The organism is Streptomyces omiyaensis (assembly GCF_014650895.1).
In the GTDB taxonomy this organism is placed as follows: domain Bacteria; phylum Actinomycetota; class Actinomycetes; order Streptomycetales; family Streptomycetaceae; genus Streptomyces; species Streptomyces omiyaensis.
In genome coordinates, this window is sequence record NZ_BMVV01000012.1 from 190673 (window position 1) to 208179 (window position 17507).

The window sequence follows — 17507 nt, forward strand, 5'->3', positions numbered from 1 at the left end:
GAACCATGCGCGCCACCACCATCCACGCCCCCTTCGACATGCGCGTGGAGGAGGTGCCCGACCCGGTCGTCCAGGAGCCCACGGACGTCGTCGTCCGGGTCCTGCGCGCCTGCATCTGCGGCAGCGACCTGTGGGCCTACCGCGGCGAGTCCGCCCGGCAGCCCGGCCAGCGCATCGGCCACGAGTTCCTCGGCGTGGTCGAGGAGACCGGCTCCGAGGTCCGCGGCTTCACCGCGGGCGACCTCGTCGTCGCCCCCTTCGTCTGGTCCGACGGCACCTGCGACCACTGCGCCGAGGGCCTCCAGACCTCCTGCCCCCGCGGCGGGTTCTGGGGCTCCGTCGGTTCCGACGGCGGCCAGGGCGAGGCCGTCCGCGTCCCCTTCGGCGACGGCACCCTCGTCAAGCTCCCCGCCGACGCCGCCTCCGACGACCGGCTGCTCACCGCCCTGCTCGCCCTCTCCGACGTCATGGGCACCGGCCACCACGCCGCCCTCGGCGCCGGCGTCCGCCCCGGCTCCACCGTCGCCGTCGTCGGCGACGGCGCCGTCGGCCTGTGCGGCGTCCTCGCCGCCAAGCGGCTGGGCGCCGAGCGGATCATCGCCCTCGGCCGCCACACCGCCCGCACCGACATCGCCCGCCTCTTCGGCGCCACCGACGTCGTCGCCGAGCGCGGCGAGGCCGCCGAGGCCGCCGTCCGCGAGCTCACCCGCGGCCAGGGCGCCCACGGCGTCATCGAGGCCGTCGGCACCGAGCAGTCCATGCGCACCGCCGTGAACATCACCCGCGACGGCGGCTCCGTCGGCTACGTCGGCGTCCCGCACGGCTCCGGCACCGGCCTCGACCTCTCCGTCATGTTCGACCGGAACATCGCCCTGCGCGGCGGCGTCGCCCCCGTCCGGGCCTACCTCCCCGAGCTGCTCGCCGACGTCCTCGACGGGACCATCGACCCGTCCCCGGTCTTCGACCTGACCGTGGACCTCGACGGCGTCCCCGCCGGCTACCGGGCCATGGACGAGCGCACCGCCCTCAAGGTCCTCGTCAAGCCGTGACCCAGGCGGGGGCGTCCCCGCCCGGCAGCCCCGGCGGGCGCGACCAGCCCGCCGGGCCGCCCTCGTAGGCCACCGGCGACACCGCGTGCCGCAGCCGCCCCAGCGGGCCCTCCGACTCCGTGACGTACCGCCCGGGGTCGTACCGGGGCAGCCCGTGCGCCAGCCAGTGCCCCGTCTGCGCCAGCGCGAGCCGCACCAGGCGGCTGCCGCCGTCCCGCTCCTGCTCGGTCAGCGACCGCAGCACCGCCGCCGCCAGCAGGTACCCCGTCCCGTGGTCCAGCGCCTGCGCCGGCAGCGCCCCCGGCTCCCCGGCCGACCCCTCCGTGACCGCGATCCCGGTCGCCACCTGCACCAGGCTGTCGAAGCCCCGCCGCCCGCCCCACGGCCCGTAGTCGCCCCAGGCCGACAGCCGGGCCGTCACCAGCCCCGGCCGCTCCAGGCCGTACCGCTCCAGGGCTCCCGGCCGGTACCCCGTCACCAGGACGTCCGCCCCGTCCAGGAGCTCCTCGAAGGTCCGCCGGTCCGACGGCCGGTCCAGGTCCAGGGCCGCCGTCCGCTTCCCGACGTCCGTGTCCGCGTGCTGGTCCGGCAGCTCCGGGGAGGCCGGCGGATCGATCCGCAGCACGTCCGCGCCGAGCAGCGCCAGCGTCCGGGTCGCCACCGGACCCGCGATCACCCGGGTCAGGTCGAGCACCCGCGGCGGACCCGTACGCCCGCGGGGCGGGGCCTCGTCGAGCCGCTCCCGGCTCAGCACCGGCCGCGCCGCCACCTCCCGGCCCTGCGGGTGGGCGGCCCACGCCTCCGGGGTGCGCAGCGCCACGGCGAGCCCCCCGGAGGCGTACACCGCCGCCTCGACCCCGGCCGCCGTGCGCCCGCCGATCGCCTCCGCGACCGCCTCCACCGAGTCGGCCGCGCCGAGCGCCGCGAGCAGCGCGGCCTTGTGGTGCGGGTAGTTGGCGTGGGTGCGGACCCAGCCGTCGGCCGCCCGCCAGAACCGCGACAGCGGCGCGAAGCTCACCGGTGCCCGTCCGTCCACCCGCAGGTGGCGCTCGCTCACGAAGGCGGTGGCCACGGCCCCGTCGTCCACCCGCACCGGCCCCGCCGCGCCCGCGTGCTCCGCGGCCGCGAGCCCGCAGGCCGCGACCGTCGCCCGCGCGAGGTCCATCACCGGCAGCCGGGCGGGCAGCAGTCCCGCCGGTCCGCCGTACTCCACCCGGTCCACCAGGGCGGGATCGCCGCCCAGGACCGCCCACAGTGCTTCCGTACCACTCCGAACCGTGCTGTCCATGCCCGCACTATGGCACCCGGTGCCACTCCGGAGACGCGAAGGGCCCCGGTGCGGTCGACCGCACCGGGGCCCGTGACGCTAGGGCGTCACCACTTGCGGACGGCGTCCAGGGCGTCCACCAGACCGGCTCCGTAGAAGCCGTTCTTCTGCGTGCCGCCCTCGCAGACGGCGTCGATCTTGCCGTCGCCCTCGATGTCGTACGGGTTGGTGCAGCTGCGCTCGTCGGCCTGCGCGTACAGCAGCGCCTTCAGCGCGGCCGGGCTCGCGTAGGGGTGCGTCGACTTCAGCAGCGCGAGCACACCGGCGGCGTGCGGCGACGCCATCGACGTACCGGCCTTGTAGTTGTAGCCGCCGTTGACCGTGGTCGACAGGATGCGGCCGTTGACCGCCGGGGCGTCCGGGGTCTGGTACTCGGTGCGGTCACCGCCGGGGGCGGCGATGTCGATGACACCGAGACCGTAGTTCGAGTAGGACGCCTTCAGGTCCTTCGCGCCGGTCGCGGAGACCGTCACGACGCCCGGCAGCTGCGCCGGGTAGTCCAGGCAGACGCTCGGGTCGATGACCCGGTCGCCCGGCGTGGTGTCGTTCGGGCTGGAGTTGTCCAGGATCTCGTCGGCGGCGAGGTCGAACTTGGAGTTGCCGGCCGCGGCCACGTTGACCGTGCCCTTCTTCTCCGCGTACCGGGTCGCCCGGGTGACCGCCTCGATGAGGGCCTTCTGGTCCTCGTCCGTCTTGCAGGCGAACATCCACGGGTCGGTGTAGTAGCTGTTGTTCGTGATGTCGACGCCGTGCTCGGCCGCCCACACGAAGCCGCAGACGACGGCCTCGGTGTAGAAGAAGCCGTCCGGGGTGGACACCTTGATGCCGGAGACCTTGACGCCCGGGGCGACACCGGTGATGCCGATGCCGTTCTTCGCGGCGGCGATGGTGCCCGCCACGTGGGTGCCGTGGTCCGACTCGCCCGGGTTGGGGCGCCACGAACCGGGGGTGGTGTCCGGCTTGCCGGAGACGCAGTTGGCGGACGCCTTGGCGTCGAAGTTCGGCGCCAGGTCCGGGTGGGTGTCGTCGACACCGGTGTCGATGACGCCGACCGTCACGCGGCTGCTGCCGAGGGTCTTCTTGTGGGCCTTGTCGGCCTTGATGGCCGGCAGGTCCCACTGCAGGGGCTCCAGCGCGTCCTGCTCGTCGGTGGCGCGGGCCGCGGCGGCCGCGGCCTCGGTGGCCGACAGCGCCTGCGTGGCCTCGCCGACGGAGTTGTCGTTCTGCGCCGAGAGCGGGGCGGTACGGGTCGCACCGGCCGACACCACGCCGCGGGCCTTGCGGATCGTCTGCGCGAACGCGGGGTTCTGCGAGTGGACGACGATGACGCCTATCTGGTCGTACGCGATGACGACCTCGCCGCCGGCGGCGGCTATCGCCTTCTTCACCGAGGCGGCCGTCCAGCGGCCCCCCTCGACGTTGACGACGTACGAGAGCTTCTCGCCCGTCGCCGCGACGGTGGCGGCCGCCGGAGCATCGCTCAGTTCCGCGGCGGAGGCGGCGCCGGAGGGAAGGAAGCCGAGCGAAGCGGTGAGCGCGAGACCAGCAGGCAGAGCGAGTACTCGGCCGCGCCTCGATCCCAGATGAGCCATGGGTTCTCCACATCATCCGTATGTACTGCGCGCGCGCGGGGTTGCGCGCGGGCAGGTGCATGACGAGTGAAGCTATCGCTGATCTTCCCCACCCTTCAATGAGTTGAGAAGACTTGATGAAGATTCGCACGAAGAAAACCACCGCGCTGAACCACTTCGCATCGGGCTCCGTGCCGTTGAGCAGGGGAGGGGCTCCAGCAGGCGCCCCCGTCCCACACCCCGGGTGAGGCCCCCTTGACCATGCCGTCCGTCCCCGCGTCACGAGGAGAGTCCGTGGCTACCGAAGCACCGCCGCCGCCGAGAAAGGGCACCGAGACCGCCCCCGGTCCCGCCCGGCCCACCACGGAGCAGTTCGTCGAGGTCCAGGAGAGCGAGGAGTTCGGCGAGCTGCGCCGCACCTACCGCTCCTTCGCCTTCCCCCTCACGGTCGCCTTCATCACCTGGTACCTGCTCTACGTCCTGCTCTCCAACTACGCGGGCGGCTTCATGGGCACCCGCCTCTTCGGCAACATCAACGTGGCGCTCGTCCTGGGCCTCGGCCAGTTCGCCACCACCTTCCTCATCGCCTGGCTCTACTCCCGCCACGCCGCCCTCCGCCTCGACCCCAAGGGCGAGGCCATCAAGGCCCGTATGGAGGGCGACGCATGAGCACCCCCGCCGCCTCCCTGCTGCTCGCCGCCGACAACGCCACCACCGAGCACCGGCCACTGATCATCGCCCTCTTCGGCGCCTTCGTCATCGCCACCCTGGCCATCACCGTCTGGGCCGGCCGGCAGACCCGCAGCGCCGCCGACTTCTACGCCGGCGGCGGCCAGTTCACCGGCTTCCAGAACGGTCTCGCGATCTCCGGCGACTACATGTCCGCCGCGTCCTTCCTCGGCATCAGCGGCGCCATCGCCCTCTACGGCTACGACGGCTTCCTCTACTCCATCGGCTTCCTCGTCGCCTGGCTCGTCGCCCTGCTCCTGGTCGCCGAACCGCTGCGCAACTCCGGCCGCTTCACCATGGGCGACGTCCTCGCCTACCGGATGCGCCAGCGCCCCGTCCGCACCGCGGCCGGCACCTCCACCATCGTCGTCTCGATCTTCTACCTGCTCGCCCAGATGGCCGGAGCCGGCGTCCTCGTCTCGCTGCTCCTCGGCATCACCAGCGACGGCGGCAAGGTCGCGATCGTCGCCCTGGTCGGCGTCCTGATGATCGTCTACGTGACCATCGGCGGCATGAAGGGCACCACCTGGGTGCAGATGGTGAAGGCGGTGCTCCTGATCGCGGGCACCCTCCTCATCACCTTCCTCATCCTGCTGAAGTTCGACTTCAACCTCTCCGACCTGCTCGGCGCCGCCGCCACCAACAGCGGCAAGGGCGACGCCTTCCTGGAGCCCGGCCTCAAGTACGGCGTCACCGAGATCTCGAAGCTCGACTTCCTCTCGCTCGGCATCGCCCTCGTCCTCGGCACCGCCGGCCTGCCGCACATCCTCATCCGCTTCTACACGGTCCCGACCGCCAAGGCCGCCCGCAAGTCGGTCAACTGGGCCATCGGCATCATCGGCGCCTTCTACCTGATGACGATCGTCCTCGGCTTCGGCGCCGCGGCCCTGCTGAGCCCCGAGACCATCACCTCCTCCAACAAGGCCGGCAACACGGCGGCGCCGCTCACCGCCCTGGAGGTCGGCGGCGGCGCCGACTCCACCGCGGGCGCGATCCTCCTCGCCGTCATCTCCGCCGTCGCCTTCGCCACCATCCTCGCGGTCGTCGCCGGCCTCACCCTCGCCTCCTCCTCGTCCTTCGCGCACGACATCTACGCCAACGTGATCAAGCGCGGCCAGGCCACCGAGAAGCAGGAGATGCGGGCCGCCCGCTGGTCCACCGTCTTCATCGGCGTCGTCTCCATCGGGCTCGGCGCCCTCGCCCGCGACCTCAACGTCGCCGGCCTGGTCGCCCTCGCCTTCGCGGTCGCCGCCTCCGCCAACCTGCCGACGATCCTCTACTCGCTCTTCTGGAAGAGGTTCACCACCCAGGGCGCGCTCTGGTCGATCTACGGCGGCCTGGTCTCCTCCGTCGTCCTCGTCCTCTTCTCGCCGGTCGTCTCCGGCGGCCCGAACTCGATGTTCAAGGGCGTCGACTTCCACTGGTTCCCGCTGGAGAACCCGGGCCTCGTCTCCATCCCGCTCGGCTTCCTCCTCGGCTGGCTCGGCTCGCTCCTGTCGAAGGAGGAGCCGGACAAGGGCAAGTACGCCGAGCTGGAGGTCAAGTCCCTCACCGGCGTCGGCACCGCCGCGGCGGTCGAGCACTGACCCCTCCGCACCCGGCCGTATACGGTCCGCAGCGAAACCCCGGCCGCGTCGTAGAGTTCTACGACGCGGCCGGCCCCGTCCTCGTGACAATCGGACCGTGCCCGCCGTCCGGACCGTCACGTAGGCTCGGACGAGAAGAGGGACCCGGGGACGGGTCCGCAAAATCCCGGGGAACCGGAGAAGGGGAGAGGGACCCGTGCTCCTCGACACGTACGGCCGAGTCGCCACCGACCTGCGCGTTTCCCTCACCGACCGGTGCAATCTGCGCTGCACCTACTGCATGCCCGAGGAAGGCCTGCAGTGGCTGGCCAAGCCGGACCTGCTCACCGACGACGAGATCGTCCGGCTGATCCGGATCGCCGTCACCGACCTCGGCGTCACCGAGGTCCGCTTCACCGGCGGCGAGCCGCTGCTCCGCCCCGGCCTCGTCGGCATCGTCGAGCGCTGCGCCGCCCTGGAGCCCCGCCCCCGCATGTCCCTGACGACCAACGGCATCGGCCTCAAGCGCACCGCCGCCGCCCTCAAGGCCGCCGGCCTCGACCGGGTCAACGTCTCCCTGGACACCCTGCGCCCCGAGGTCTTCAAGACCCTCACCCGCCGCGACCGCCACCACGACGTCCTCGACGGCATGGCCGCCGCCCGCGAGGCCGGCCTCACCCCGGTGAAGGTCAACGCGGTCCTCATGCCCGGGCTCAACGACGACGAGGCGCCCGACCTCCTCGCCTGGGCCGTCCAGCAGGGGTACGAGCTCCGCTTCATCGAGCAGATGCCCCTCGACGCCCAGCACGGCTGGAAGCGCGACGGCATGATCACCGCCGGGGACATCCTGGAGTCGCTGCGCACCCGCTTCACCCTTACTCCCGAGGGGGCCCAGGAGCGCGGCTCCGCCCCGGCCGAGCGCTGGGTCGTCGACGGCGGTCCGCACACGGTCGGCGTCATCGCCTCCGTCACCCGCCCGTTCTGCCGGGCCTGCGACCGCACCCGGCTCACCGCCGACGGCCAGGTCCGCACCTGCCTCTTCGCCACCGAGGAGACCGACCTGCGGGCCGCGCTCCGCTCGGACGCGCCGGACGCGGACGTCGCGGAGCTGTGGAAGAAGGCGATGTGGGGGAAGAAGGCCGGTTCCGGTCTGGACGACCCGAGCTTCCTCCAGCCCGACCGCCCGATGTCAGCGATCGGCGGCTGAGCCGTCCGGTCCCGCGGGGCCGGACGGGTCCTCGGATCCGGTCCACTCGGCGAACGGCACGACGTCCTTCAGGAAGCCCCGCACGCCGAGGAACTGCGCGAGGTGCTCGCGGTGCTCCTCGCAGGCGAGCCAGGTCTTGCGCCGCTCCGGAGTGTGCACCTTGGGGTTGTTCCAGGCGAGCACCCAGACGGCGTCGGCCCGGCAGCCCTTCGCGGAGCAGATCGGCTTCTCGTCACCCACGGGACCATTGATCACCGGACCATTGTCCAGCAAGGGCGATGCCGAGCAGCCACGGGGGGAGCTGCCCGGCATCGGTCCGTCGCTCCGACGGGGGATGCGGAGCGCGTACGCAGTATGTCACGGCACCCCGGGTACGGTGCACCGGAACTTCATGATTGATCTGAGCTTTTCTTGAGGTTCCCGGCGGTTTCGCCGACACGTTCCGTGACCGGCGGACACCGGTCCGGGCCGGGCGGGACCCTACGGCCGTTCCGCTCCGGACTCCGCCCCGTCCTCGGCCGCGCCGAGCGCCGGCCGCACCGGTGCCGGCAGGTAGGCAGACGGGAGCGAAGGGGCCGACTCGCGGCCGGCGTTCGCGATCACCACCGCGATGTACGGCAGCAGCACGCCGAGCGCCAGCGCCACGATCGCCACGTGCCGTTCCACGTTCCACAGCACCGCGGCCGCGATCACCGAGAGCGTCCGGACCGACATGGAGATGACGTACCGCCGCTGCCTGCCCCGGACGTCGTCCGCGAGCCCCTGCCGGGCCCCGGTGATCCGGAAGACCTCGGGCTCCCCTCGCTTCCGCATCGCGTTCCACCACCCGCCGCTCGTGCCGGAGCCTCCCCGGTCCGGACCTCGGACCACCGTACGCCCACCGCCCCGGGCCGACGAGACCGGGGCACGTACGGAGGCGTCCGACATGCGCCGTATGGCCGACGGGTCGAGACTGGGGCCACATGCGTACGAGGAGGCGACTATGAGTTGGTTGTGGGCGATCATCGTCGGTTTCGTCCTGGGCCTGATCGCGAAGGCGATCCTGCCGGGGAAGCAGCAGATCCCGCTGTGGCTGACGACGGTCTTCGGCATTCTGGGCAGCGTCCTGGGCAACGCGGTCGCCACGTGGATCGGCGTCAACGACACCAAGGGCATCGACTGGACCCGTCACCTGCTCCAGCTCCTCGGCGCCGTGCTCGTGGTCGGCGTCGGCGACATGGTCTGGGCCTCGCTCAAGGGCAACAGGCGGCGCGCCTGACGGGCCCGCGCAGCCCGGAGGCCCGGTACGGCGACCGCCGTGCCGGGCCTCCGGCGCGTCCCGCCGTGACGGCGCTCAGCCGGCGTACTCGATCGCCGCGAGGTTCTTCTTGCCGCGGCGCAGCACCAGCCACCGGCCGTGCAGCAGCTCGCCCGCCTCGACGACGGCGTCCTCCGCGGTCACCTTCGCGTTGTTCACGTAGGCGCCGCCCTCCTTCACCGTGCGCCGCGCCGCCGACTTGCTCGCCACCAGGCCGACCTCGGCGAACAGGTCCACGACCTGGCCCAGCTCGGTCACGCGCGCGTGCGGCAGCTCGGAGAGCGCGGCGGCGAGCGTCGGCTCGTCCAGCTCGGCCAGGTCGCCCTGTCCGAAGAGCGCCTTGGAGGCGTCGATGACGGCCGCGCACTGCCCGGCGCCGTGCACCAGCGTGGTGAGCTCCTCGGCCAGCGCCCGCTGGGCGGCCCGCGCCTGCGGCCGCTCCGCGGTCTGCGCCTCCAGCTCCTCCAGCTCCTCGCGGGACTTGAAGGAGAGGATCCGCATGTAGGCGGAGATGTCCCGGTCGTCCACGTTCAGCCAGAACTGGTAGAACGCGTACGGCGTGGTCATCTCCGGGTCGAGCCAGACGGCCCCGCCCTCGGTCTTGCCGAACTTGGTGCCGTCCGCCTTGACCATCAGCGGCGTCGCCAGCGCGTGCGCCTCGGCGCCCGGCTCCAGGCGGTGGATCAGGTCGAGGCCGGCCACCAGGTTGCCCCACTGGTCGGACCCGCCCTGCTGGAGGGTGCAGCCGTACCGCCGGTACAGCTCCAGGAAGTCCATGCCCTGGAGCAGCTGGTAGCTGAACTCGGTGTAGCTGATGCCCTGCTCGGACTCCAGGCGGCGGGCCACGGAGTCCTTGGTCAGCATCTTGTTGACCCGGAAGTGCTTGCCGATGTCCCGCAGGAACTCGATCGCCGACAGGCCGGCGGTCCAGTCCAGGTTGTTCACCATGACCGCCGCGTTCTCCCCCTCGAAGGAGAGGAAGGGCTCGATCTGCGAACGCAGCCGGTTCACCCAGTTCGCGACCGTCTCGGGGTCGTTCAGGGTGCGCTCGGCGGTCGGGCGCGGGTCGCCGATCTGGCCGGTGGCCCCGCCGACGAGCGCCAGCGGCCGGTGCCCGGCCTGCTGGAGCCGGCGGACGGTGAGCACCTGGACCAGGTGGCCGACGTGGAGACTGGCCGCGGTCGGGTCGAAACCGCAATAGAACGTGACGGGACCGTCCGCGAGAGCCTTGCGCAGGGCGTCCTCGTCGGTGGACTGGGCGAAGAGCCCACGCCACTTCAGCTCGTCGACGATGTCCGTCACGGTCGTCAGTCTCCTTGGATAGTTACGGGTGACAGCCCAGTCTAGGCGGGTCAGACGCCCTTGCTGACCGAGCTCATGTTGAAGTCGGGCACCCGCAGCGCGGGCATCGCGGCCCGGGTGAACCAGTCGCTCCACTCGCGCGGCAGGGTCCGCTCCGTCCGGCCCGCCTCGCTGGCGCGCGAGAGCAGGTCCACCGGGGACTCGTTGAACCGGAAGTTGTTGACCTCGCCGACCACCTCGCCGTTCTCGACGAGGTAGACGCCGTCCCGGGTCAGACCGGTGAGCAGCAGCGTCGCCGGATCGACCTCGCGGATGTACCAGAGGCAGGTGAGCAGGAGCCCGCGCCCGGTGGCGGCCACCATCTCCTCCAGCGAGCGGTCGCCCCCGCCGTCCAGGATCAGGTTCCCGGCCCCCGGCGCCACCGGCAGACCGGTGAGGCCCGCCGTGTGCCGGGTGGTGAGGAGGCGGTCGAGGACGCCGGCCCGCATCCACTCCACCGGGGCGACCGGCAGGCCGTTGTCGAAGACCGAGGCCTCGTCGCCGGAGGCGTGCGCGATCACGAAGGGCTCGGACTCCAGGCCCGGCTCGTTCGGGTCGCTGCGCAGGGTCAGCGGCAGCGGGGAGAGGGTCTCGCCGAGCCGGGTGCCGCCGCCGGGGCGGGAGAAGACCGTCCGGCCCTCCACCGCGTCCCGGGCCGCCGAGGACCACAGCTGGTAGATCAGCAGGTCGGCCACGGCGGACGGCGGCAGCAGCGTCTCGTACCGGCCCGCCGGCAGCTCGATCCGCCGCTCGGCCCAGCCGAGCCGGACGGCCAGCTCGGCGTCGAGCGCCGCCGGGTCGACGTCCTTGAAGTCCCGGGTGGAGCGCCCGGCCCAGGCGGAGCGCGGCCGGCCCTCGGCGGTCGCGACGGACTTGGCGTTGAGCTCCAGGGTGCCGTTGGGCTGGTCGTGCCGCAGCCGCAGCCCGGTCGAGGTGCCCAGGTAGGTGGAGGTCAGCTCGTGGTTCGCGAAGCCGTACAGCTCCCGGCCGCCGGCGCGCGCGCGTGCGAACGCCTCGCCGAGCGCCGGGGCGAAGTCGGCGAAGACGGCGGAGGAGGTCTCGACGGGCGCGTCGGCGAAGTCGGGGGAGGAGGGCACGCCCTCCACCAGCGGCTGCGCGTCCTCGGCGGGCCCGGCCGCCCGGGCCGCCGCCTCGGCGGCCCGGACCAGCGGCTCCAGGTCCTCCGCGGTCACCGCGGAGCGGGACACCACGCCGGAGGCGGTGCCCTCGGCGCCGTCCACCGTGGCGATCACGGTGAGGGTGCGGCCCCGGGTCACGCCGTTCGTGGTGAGCGCGTTGCCCGCCCAGCGCAGGTTGGCCGAGGACTCCTCGTCCGCGATGACGACGCACCCGTCCGCGCGGGACAGCTCCAGCGCCCGCTCGACGATCTCGTACGGCTTGCTGACGCGGCTCATCGACCGGCCTCCTGCGTCGTGTTGAGAATGTTGACGCCCCGGAAGAGGGCGGAGGGGCAGCCGTGCGAGACGGCGGCCACCTGGCCCGGCTGGGCCTTGCCGCAGTTGAAGGCGCCGCCGAGGACGTACGTCTGCGGGCCGCCGACCTGCTCCATCGAGCCCCAGAAGTCGGTGGTGGTGGCCTGGTACGCCACGTCCCGCAGCTGCCCGGCCAGCCGGCCGTTCTCGATGCGGAAGAAGCGCTGTCCGGTGAACTGGAAGTTGTACCGCTGCATGTCGATCGACCAGGACCGGTCGCCGACCACGTAGATGCCCCGCTCCACGCCGCCGATCAGGTCCTCGGTGGACAGGCCGCCCGGGTCGGGCCGGAGCGAGACGTTCGCCATCCGCTGCACCGGCACGTGCGCGGGGGAGTCCGCGAAGGCGCAGCCGTTGGACCGGCCCAGGCCGGTGAGCTTCGCGATCCGCCGGTCCAGCTGGTAGCCGACGAGCGTGCCGTCCTTCACCAGGTCCCAGGACTGTCCCTCGACGCCCTCGTCGTCGTACCCGATCGTCGCCAGCCCGTGCTCGGCCGTGCGGTCGCCCGTCACGTTCATCACGGAGGAGCCGTACGCCAGCTTGCCCAGCCGGTCGAAGGTGGCGAAGGAGGTGCCCGCGTACGCCGCCTCGTAGCCGAGCGCCCGGTCCAGCTCGGTGGCGTGCCCGATGGACTCGTGGATCGTCAGCCACAGGTTCGACGGGTCGACGACCAGGTCGTAGCGCCCGGCCTCGACGCTCGGCGCCCGCATCTTCTCGGCGAGCAGCTCCGGGATCTCCTCCAGCTCCCCGTCCCAGTCCCAGCCGGTCCCGGTCAGGTACTCCCAGCCCCGGCCGACCGGCGGCGCGATCGTCCGCATCGAGTCGAACTCGCCGGTGGTGCCGTCGACCGCGGTCGCGGTGAGCTGCGGGTGGAGCCGCACCCGCTGCTGGGTGGTGACGGTGCCCGCCGTGTCCGCGTAGAACTTGTTCTCGAAGACGGTGAGCAGGGAGGCGTCCACGTGCGCCACCCCGTCGGCCCGCAGCAGCCGCGCCGACCAGTCGGCGAGCAGCGCGCTCTTCTCCTCGGCCGGCACCGAGAACGGGTCGATCTCGTACGAGGAGATCCACGTCCGGTCGGCGTGGACCGGCTCCGCCGCCAGCTCCACGCGCTCGTCCGAGCCGGCCGCCGCGATCACCCGCGCCGACAGCTGGGCCATGGCCACGGCCTGCGAGGCGACCCGGGCCGCCCCGTCCATGGTCAGATCGACCCCGGAGGCGAAGCCCCAGGCCCCGCCGTGCACCACCCGCACCGCGTACCCGAGGTCGGTGGTGTCCGACGAACCCGCCGGCTTGGCGTCCCGCAGCCGCCACGAGGCGCTGCGCACCCTTTCGAGGCGGAAGTCGGCGTGCTCGGCGCCGAGCGCCCGCGCCCGCGCGAGCGCCGCGTCGGCGAGCGCCCTCAGCGGAAGGGCCGTGAAGGCCGGATCGATGGAATGGGCCCCAGTTGGCACAGCTGTCTCCTGTCGTGTGACACCGGTCGTCCCGATCATGTCGCGCTTTGGGCCGTGATGCCCAGGCAATTCTGTAGGGACCCGACAGTGGCATGCTGACGCCACTGTCAGGGCCCGATTCCGCGGATCGCGGAACGGGCCGATAGGTTTCGATGTACCAGACCGCTGATCGAAAGGGTGATCCGTTGAGCCGCTCGGTTCTCGTCACCGGAGGAAACCGGGGCATCGGCCTCGCCATCGCCCGCGCGTTCGCCGAGGCGGGCGACAAGGTCGCCTACACCCACCGCTCGGGCGAGCCCCCGGCCGAGCTGGCCGAGCTCGGCTGCCTCGCGGTCCGGTGCGACATCACCGACGGCGAGCAGGTGGAGCAGGCGTACAAGGAGATCGAGGAGAAGCACGGCCCGGTCGAGGTCCTCGTGGCCAACGCCGGCGTGACCAAGGACCAGCTCCTCATGCGCATGTCGGAGGACGACTTCACGTCCGTCCTCGACACCAACCTCACCGGCACCTTCCGGGTCGTGAAGCGCGCCAACCGTGGCATGCTCCGCGCGAAGAAGGGCCGCGTCGTCCTGATTTCCTCGGTCGTCGGTCTGCTGGGCTCCGCGGGCCAGGCCAACTACGCCGCCTCCAAGGCCGGCCTGGTCGGCTTCGCCCGCTCGCTCGCCCGTGAGCTCGGCTCGCGGAACATCACCTTCAACGTCGTCGCGCCCGGCTTCGTCGACACCGACATGACCGCCGTGCTCACCGACGAGCAGCGCGCGGGCATCGTGTCCCAGGTCCCGCTCGGCCGCTACGCGCAGCCCGCGGAGATCGCCGCGGCCGTGAGGTTCCTCGCCTCCGACGACGCCTCGTACATCACTGGAGCCGTCATCCCGGTTGACGGCGGACTGGGAATGGGTCACTGAGCACGATGACGAACACGTCCGGAATCCTCGAGGGCAAGAAGATCCTCATCACCGGTGTGCTGATGGAGTCCTCCATCGCCTTCCACGCCGCGAAGCTGGCCCAGGAGCAGGGTGCGGAGATCATCCTCACCGCCTGGCCCCGGCCGACGCTCACCGAGCGCATCGCCAAGAAGCTCCCCCGTCCCGAGGACGTCAAGGTCCTGGAGCTCGACGTCTCCAACGACGAGCACCTCGCCCGCCTGGAGGGCCAGGTGCGCGAGCACCTGGGCGACCGCATCGACGGCGTCGTGCACTCCATCGGCTTCGCCCCGCAGGACGCGCTCGGCGGCAACTTCCTGAACACGCCGTTCGAGTCGGTCTCCACCGCCATGCACATCTCGGCCTTCTCCCTGAAGTCCCTGACGATGGCGGTCCTCCCGCTGCTGAGCGAGGGCGGCTCGGTCGTCGGCCTCACCTTCGACGCGAAGTTCGCCTGGCCGCAGTACGACTGGATGGGCCCGGCCAAGGCCGCCCTGGAGGCCACCAGCCGCTACATGGCCCGCGACCTGGGCAAGCAGAACATCCGCTGCAACCTGGTCTCGGCCGGTCCGCTCGGCTCCATGGCCGCCAAGTCCATCCCGGGCTTCTCCGACCTGGCGAGCGTCTGGGACAGCCGTTCCCCGCTGGAGTGGGACCTCTCCGACCCGGAGCCGGCCGGCCGCGCCATCGTCGCGCTGCTCTCCGACTGGTTCCCGAAGACGACCGGCGAGATCGTCCACGTCGACGGCGGCCTGCACGCGATCGGCGCCTGACCGCACCGCCTCCACCGCGACGGCCGGGGCCGGGTGCGCGTCCTTCCGGGGACCGCGCGCCCGGCCCCGGCCGTTTCCGGGTCCGTACCGCCCCGAGTCGAAAAGTCCGGCGGATCACCGCAGACTGGTCGGAGCGTGTCGTTCCGGCTACTCACGGGGAGGAGGTACGGGCATGCGCGCGCTGCACCGCGGCTTCGCCGCCTATGCCTCGGTCGCCGCCCTGCTTCTCGGGACCGCCGTCGCCGCGGAGGTCCACGCGGCCCCCACCCCCTCCGAGGAACCCGTCGTGGCCGTCCCGGACGGCGACGGGCCGGACGGGTTCGGTGCCTCCTGCCACGCGGTCGTCGAGGGCTCCCGGGTCACCGCCCACTGCCGCAACCCCTACCCGCGGACCGACCGGATACGGCTGCACGTCGAGTGCGACCCCTGGTGGGACCTGGACACCGACAGCGCGCCCGTGGACGTCGCCCCCGCCGACCACGCGACGGTCACCGCCCGCTGCTGGAAGCGGGTCCGCTCCGCCTGGGTCACCCACGAACGCGTCCCGGACCCCCCTCCCGCACCCCCGGCCTCCGACGCCCCCCGCCCTTCCGCGCCCCCCGCCGCCTAGGCGGACTCCTCCGGCCCCGGCTCCTTCCCGCCCAGGCACATGAACGGGTAGCCGGCCGCCTCCTCCGCCGCCCGCTCGGCGTCTCCGGCGCGGATCGCGTCCACCAGGCGCGCGTGGTCCATGTGGTTCTCCGGGCGCAGGACCTGCCCCACGTCGTCGCGCAGCCATTCGCGCAGGAGGTCGCCCAGGTCGGCGTAGAGCTCCGTCAGCACGTCGTTGCCGGAGGCCGAGACCACCGCGTGGTGGAAGGCCGCGTCCACCGTCACGAACCGCTCCGCGTCCCCCGACTCCCATGCCTCCTCGCGCCGGAGCAGCAGCGCGTCCAGCTGCTTGAGGTCCCGCTCCGACCGGCGCTGCGCCGCGAACCGCGCGGCCGCCGACTCCAGCGTGGAGCGCAGCTCGGCCACGTGCCGCGGGTCGGAGTCCGCGAACCGGCGGTGCATCACCCCGGCCAGCTCGCTCGTCGCCGCCACGTAGGTGCCGGAGCCCTGCCGGATGTCGAGCAGGCCGTTGTGGGCGAGGGCCCGGACCGCCTCGCGGACGGTGTTGCGGGCCACGCCCAGCTGCTCGACCAGTTCGGGTTCGGTCGGGATCCGCGAGCCGACCGGCCATTCGCCGGAGGTGATCTGGTTCCGCAGCTCCGAGATCACCTGGTCGGTCAGGCCGGTGCGCCGGGGGTGCCCGAGGGTCATGGGGGACTCGCCTTCCGCGGTGGGGTCGGGGTCGTTCGGGAGGGGTTCGAGGGTGGTGCGAGGGGTGGTGCGGGAGGGGTGGTGGTTCGAGAGCGAGGCGGTGCGGGAGGGGTGGTGGTTCGAGATTGGACAACCAATCATCCCATGATTCTATGATGGTCCCATGCCAGACGAGCCGAAGACCCTCGACCCCGCCGCCGTCACCCGGCCGGCCCCCCTCCCGGAGCACCCGGCCCCCGCCCCGGAGACCGGCCGCACGGCCCGGTGGACCCTCGGCCTCGTCTCCGTCGGACTCGTCCTCGCCGCGCTCAACCTGCGCCCCGCGATCACCAGCCTCGGCGCCCTCCTCGAAGAGGTCACCGCGTCCCTGCACATGAGCGGGACCGTCGCCGGCGTCCTCACCTCCGTGCCGCCGCTCTGCTTCGCGATCTTCGGCATCACCGCCCCGCGCCTGGCCCGCCGCTTCGGCCCCGCCGCCGTCGTCTGCGCCGGCATGGCCGCCATCCTCGCCGGCCTGGTGCTGCGCCCCCTGGCGACCGGCACCGCCGCCTTCCTCGCCGCCAGCGCCCTCGCCCTCATGGGCATCGCCGTCAGCAACGTCCTCATGCCGGTGATCGTCAAGCGGTACTTCCCCGACCGCATCGGCAGCATGACCGGCCTGTACTCCATGGCCCTCGCGCTCGGCACCTCGCTCGCCGCCGCCGTCACCGTCCCCCTGACCGACGCCCTCGGCGGCGACTGGCGCCTCGGCCTCGGCGTCTGGGCCGCGGTCGCGGCCCTCGCCGTGCTGCCCTGGCTCCCGCTGGTGAAGGACCGCACCGGCACGCCCCGCACGGAACCGGGCGCCCCGGCCGCCACCGCACCGGCCCCCGCCGCCGAGCGCGCTCCGCGCCCGATGCACCGCAGCCGCACCGCCTGGGCCCTCGCCTGCTTCTTCGGCCTCCAGGCCACCGGCGCGTACATCACCATGGGCTGGATGCCGCAGATCTTCCGCGACGCCGGCGTCCCCGCCTCCACCGCGGGCGTCCTGCTCGCGGTCACCATGGTCATGGGCGTCCCGCTCGCCTTCGTCATCCCGCGCCTCGCCACCCGGATGCGCCACCAGGGCCCGATCGTCGTCGCCCTCGGCACCTGCGGCCTCGTCGGCTACACCGGCCTCCTCCTCGCCCCGGCCGGCGGCGCCTGGGTCTGGGCGGTGCTCCTCGGCATCTCCAACTGCTCCTTCCCGCTCGCCCTCACCATGATCGGCATGCGCTCGCGCACCGGCGCCGGCGTCGTGCGCCTCTCCGCCTTCGCCCAGTGCGTCGGCTACCTCATCTCCATCCCCGGCCCCCTCCTCGTCGGCGTGCTCTACCAGCACAGCGGCGGCTGGGGCGTCCCGATCGCCCTCATGGGCGGGCTGATGGTGCCGCAGATGATCGTGGGCTCGCTCGCCGGACGGGACCGGACGGTCGAGGACGAATCCTGAGATGCGAGACT

17 protein-coding genes are annotated in these 17507 nt (G+C 72.6%); 9 read left to right on the forward strand and 8 right to left on the reverse strand.

Features of this window, described 5'->3' with window-relative positions:
- Nucleotides 1–5: 5 nt before the first annotated feature.
- Entirely contained in the window at nt 6–1049 is a 1044-nt protein-coding gene (locus tag IE287_RS21430) for a zinc-dependent alcohol dehydrogenase family protein (RefSeq protein ID WP_189850741.1), read from the forward strand.
- Here the strand turns inward: IE287_RS21430 and IE287_RS21435 are convergent.
- On the reverse strand, nt 1039–2337 hold the full coding sequence (locus IE287_RS21435) for a CoA transferase (RefSeq protein ID WP_189850742.1): 1299 nt from the start codon (nt 2335–2337) through the stop codon (nt 1039–1041). The genes IE287_RS21430 and IE287_RS21435 overlap by 11 nt on opposite strands.
- Nucleotides 2338–2423: 86 nt before the next feature.
- Complete coding sequence (locus IE287_RS21440; RefSeq protein WP_189850743.1) at nt 2424–3968, reverse strand: S8 family peptidase; 1545 nt, start codon at nt 3966–3968, stop codon at nt 2424–2426.
- A gap of 273 nt (nt 3969–4241) precedes the next feature.
- Between IE287_RS21440 and IE287_RS21445 the strand changes: the two genes are divergently transcribed.
- The 3 genes from IE287_RS21445 (at nt 4242) to moaA (ending at nt 7448) form a co-directional block, all read left to right on the forward strand.
- Entirely contained in the window at nt 4242–4616 is a 375-nt protein-coding gene (locus tag IE287_RS21445) for a DUF485 domain-containing protein (protein ID WP_189850744.1), read from the forward strand.
- Entirely contained in the window at nt 4613–6262 is a 1650-nt protein-coding gene (locus tag IE287_RS21450; protein WP_189850745.1) for a monocarboxylic acid transporter, read from the forward strand. Before IE287_RS21445 ends, IE287_RS21450 begins: the two co-directional genes overlap by 4 nt.
- 196 nt (nt 6263–6458) lie before the next feature.
- Entirely contained in the window at nt 6459–7448 is a 990-nt protein-coding gene (moaA, locus tag IE287_RS21455; RefSeq protein ID WP_229883627.1) for a GTP 3',8-cyclase MoaA, read from the forward strand.
- Here moaA and IE287_RS21460 read toward each other — a convergent pair.
- On the reverse strand, nt 7431–7688 hold the full coding sequence (locus IE287_RS21460; protein ID WP_189850781.1) for a hypothetical protein: 258 nt from the start codon (nt 7686–7688) through the stop codon (nt 7431–7433). The genes moaA and IE287_RS21460 overlap by 18 nt on opposite strands.
- A 240-nt stretch (nt 7689–7928) precedes the next feature.
- Nucleotides 7929–8261, reverse strand: a complete 333-nt coding sequence (locus IE287_RS21465; protein ID WP_189850746.1) for a DUF3099 domain-containing protein — start codon at nt 8259–8261, stop codon at nt 7929–7931.
- 169 nt (nt 8262–8430) lie between these two features.
- On the opposite strand from IE287_RS21465, the gene IE287_RS21470 reads away from it, so the two are divergent.
- Nucleotides 8431–8706: a GlsB/YeaQ/YmgE family stress response membrane protein gene (locus tag IE287_RS21470; protein ID WP_189850747.1), complete on the forward strand. Its 276-nt coding sequence runs from the start codon at nt 8431–8433 to the stop codon at nt 8704–8706.
- A gap of 75 nt (nt 8707–8781) precedes the next feature.
- On the opposite strand, the gene tyrS is transcribed toward IE287_RS21470, so the two are convergent.
- From tyrS to IE287_RS21485, 3 genes are read right to left on the reverse strand one after another with little or no spacing between them, the layout of a single operon-like run.
- Nucleotides 8782–10047 (reverse strand): tyrosine--tRNA ligase, encoded by a 1266-nt coding sequence (gene tyrS, locus IE287_RS21475; RefSeq protein WP_189850748.1) that lies wholly within the window; start codon nt 10045–10047, stop codon nt 8782–8784.
- 50 nt (nt 10048–10097) lie between these two features.
- On the reverse strand, nt 10098–11501 hold the full coding sequence (locus IE287_RS21480) for a metallopeptidase TldD-related protein (RefSeq protein WP_189850749.1): 1404 nt from the start codon (nt 11499–11501) through the stop codon (nt 10098–10100).
- Entirely contained in the window at nt 11498–13009 is a 1512-nt protein-coding gene (locus IE287_RS21485; protein ID WP_373307875.1) for a TldD/PmbA family protein, read from the reverse strand. Before IE287_RS21485 ends, IE287_RS21480 begins: the two co-directional genes overlap by 4 nt.
- A 206-nt stretch (nt 13010–13215) precedes the next feature.
- On the opposite strand from IE287_RS21485, the gene fabG reads away from it, so the two are divergent.
- From fabG to IE287_RS21500, 3 genes are all read left to right on the forward strand, one after another.
- On the forward strand, nt 13216–13935 hold the full coding sequence (fabG, locus tag IE287_RS21490) for a 3-oxoacyl-[acyl-carrier-protein] reductase (RefSeq protein ID WP_189850751.1): 720 nt from the start codon (nt 13216–13218) through the stop codon (nt 13933–13935).
- Nucleotides 13936–13940: 5 nt separating this feature from the next.
- A complete protein-coding gene (fabI, locus tag IE287_RS21495; protein WP_189850752.1) occupies nt 13941–14726 on the forward strand; it encodes an enoyl-ACP reductase FabI in 786 nt (261 codons plus the stop codon).
- Between the two features lie 172 nt (nt 14727–14898).
- Nucleotides 14899–15336: a hypothetical protein gene (locus IE287_RS21500; protein WP_189850753.1), complete on the forward strand. Its 438-nt coding sequence runs from the start codon at nt 14899–14901 to the stop codon at nt 15334–15336.
- Here IE287_RS21500 and IE287_RS21505 read toward each other — a convergent pair.
- On the reverse strand, nt 15333–16028 hold the full coding sequence (locus IE287_RS21505; protein WP_189850782.1) for a FadR/GntR family transcriptional regulator: 696 nt from the start codon (nt 16026–16028) through the stop codon (nt 15333–15335). The two genes, IE287_RS21500 and IE287_RS21505, sit on opposite strands and share 4 nt — an antisense overlap.
- A 163-nt stretch (nt 16029–16191) precedes the next feature.
- Between IE287_RS21505 and IE287_RS21510 the strand changes: the two genes are divergently transcribed.
- Nucleotides 16192–17496 (forward strand): CynX/NimT family MFS transporter, encoded by a 1305-nt coding sequence (locus IE287_RS21510; RefSeq protein ID WP_189850754.1) that lies wholly within the window; start codon nt 16192–16194, stop codon nt 17494–17496.
- The last annotated feature ends 11 nt before the right edge of the window (nt 17497–17507 follow it).

Bases quoted from the DNA above. Each gene is read 5' to 3' on its own strand.
- IE287_RS21430 (WP_189850741.1), top strand. From the start codon at position 6: ATGCGCGCCACCACCATCCACGCCCCCTTCGACATGCGCGTGGAGGAG.
- IE287_RS21435 (WP_189850742.1), bottom strand. From the start codon at position 2,337: ATGGACAGCACGGTTCGGAGTGGTACGGAAGCACTGTGGGCGGTCCTG.
- IE287_RS21440 (WP_189850743.1), bottom strand. From the start codon at position 3,968: ATGGCTCATCTGGGATCGAGGCGCGGCCGAGTACTCGCTCTGCCTGCT.
- IE287_RS21450 (WP_189850745.1), top strand. From the start codon at position 4,613: ATGAGCACCCCCGCCGCCTCCCTGCTGCTCGCCGCCGACAACGCCACC.
- IE287_RS21465 (WP_189850746.1), bottom strand. From the start codon at position 8,261: ATGCGGAAGCGAGGGGAGCCCGAGGTCTTCCGGATCACCGGGGCCCGG.
- IE287_RS21470 (WP_189850747.1), top strand. From the start codon at position 8,431: ATGAGTTGGTTGTGGGCGATCATCGTCGGTTTCGTCCTGGGCCTGATC.
- IE287_RS21480 (WP_189850749.1), bottom strand. From the start codon at position 11,501: ATGAGCCGCGTCAGCAAGCCGTACGAGATCGTCGAGCGGGCGCTGGAG.
- fabI (WP_189850752.1), top strand. From the start codon at position 13,941: ATGACGAACACGTCCGGAATCCTCGAGGGCAAGAAGATCCTCATCACC.
- IE287_RS21500 (WP_189850753.1), top strand. From the start codon at position 14,899: ATGCGCGCGCTGCACCGCGGCTTCGCCGCCTATGCCTCGGTCGCCGCC.
- IE287_RS21505 (WP_189850782.1), bottom strand. From the start codon at position 16,028: ATGACCCTCGGGCACCCCCGGCGCACCGGCCTGACCGACCAGGTGATC.
- IE287_RS21510 (WP_189850754.1), top strand. From the start codon at position 16,192: ATGCCAGACGAGCCGAAGACCCTCGACCCCGCCGCCGTCACCCGGCCG.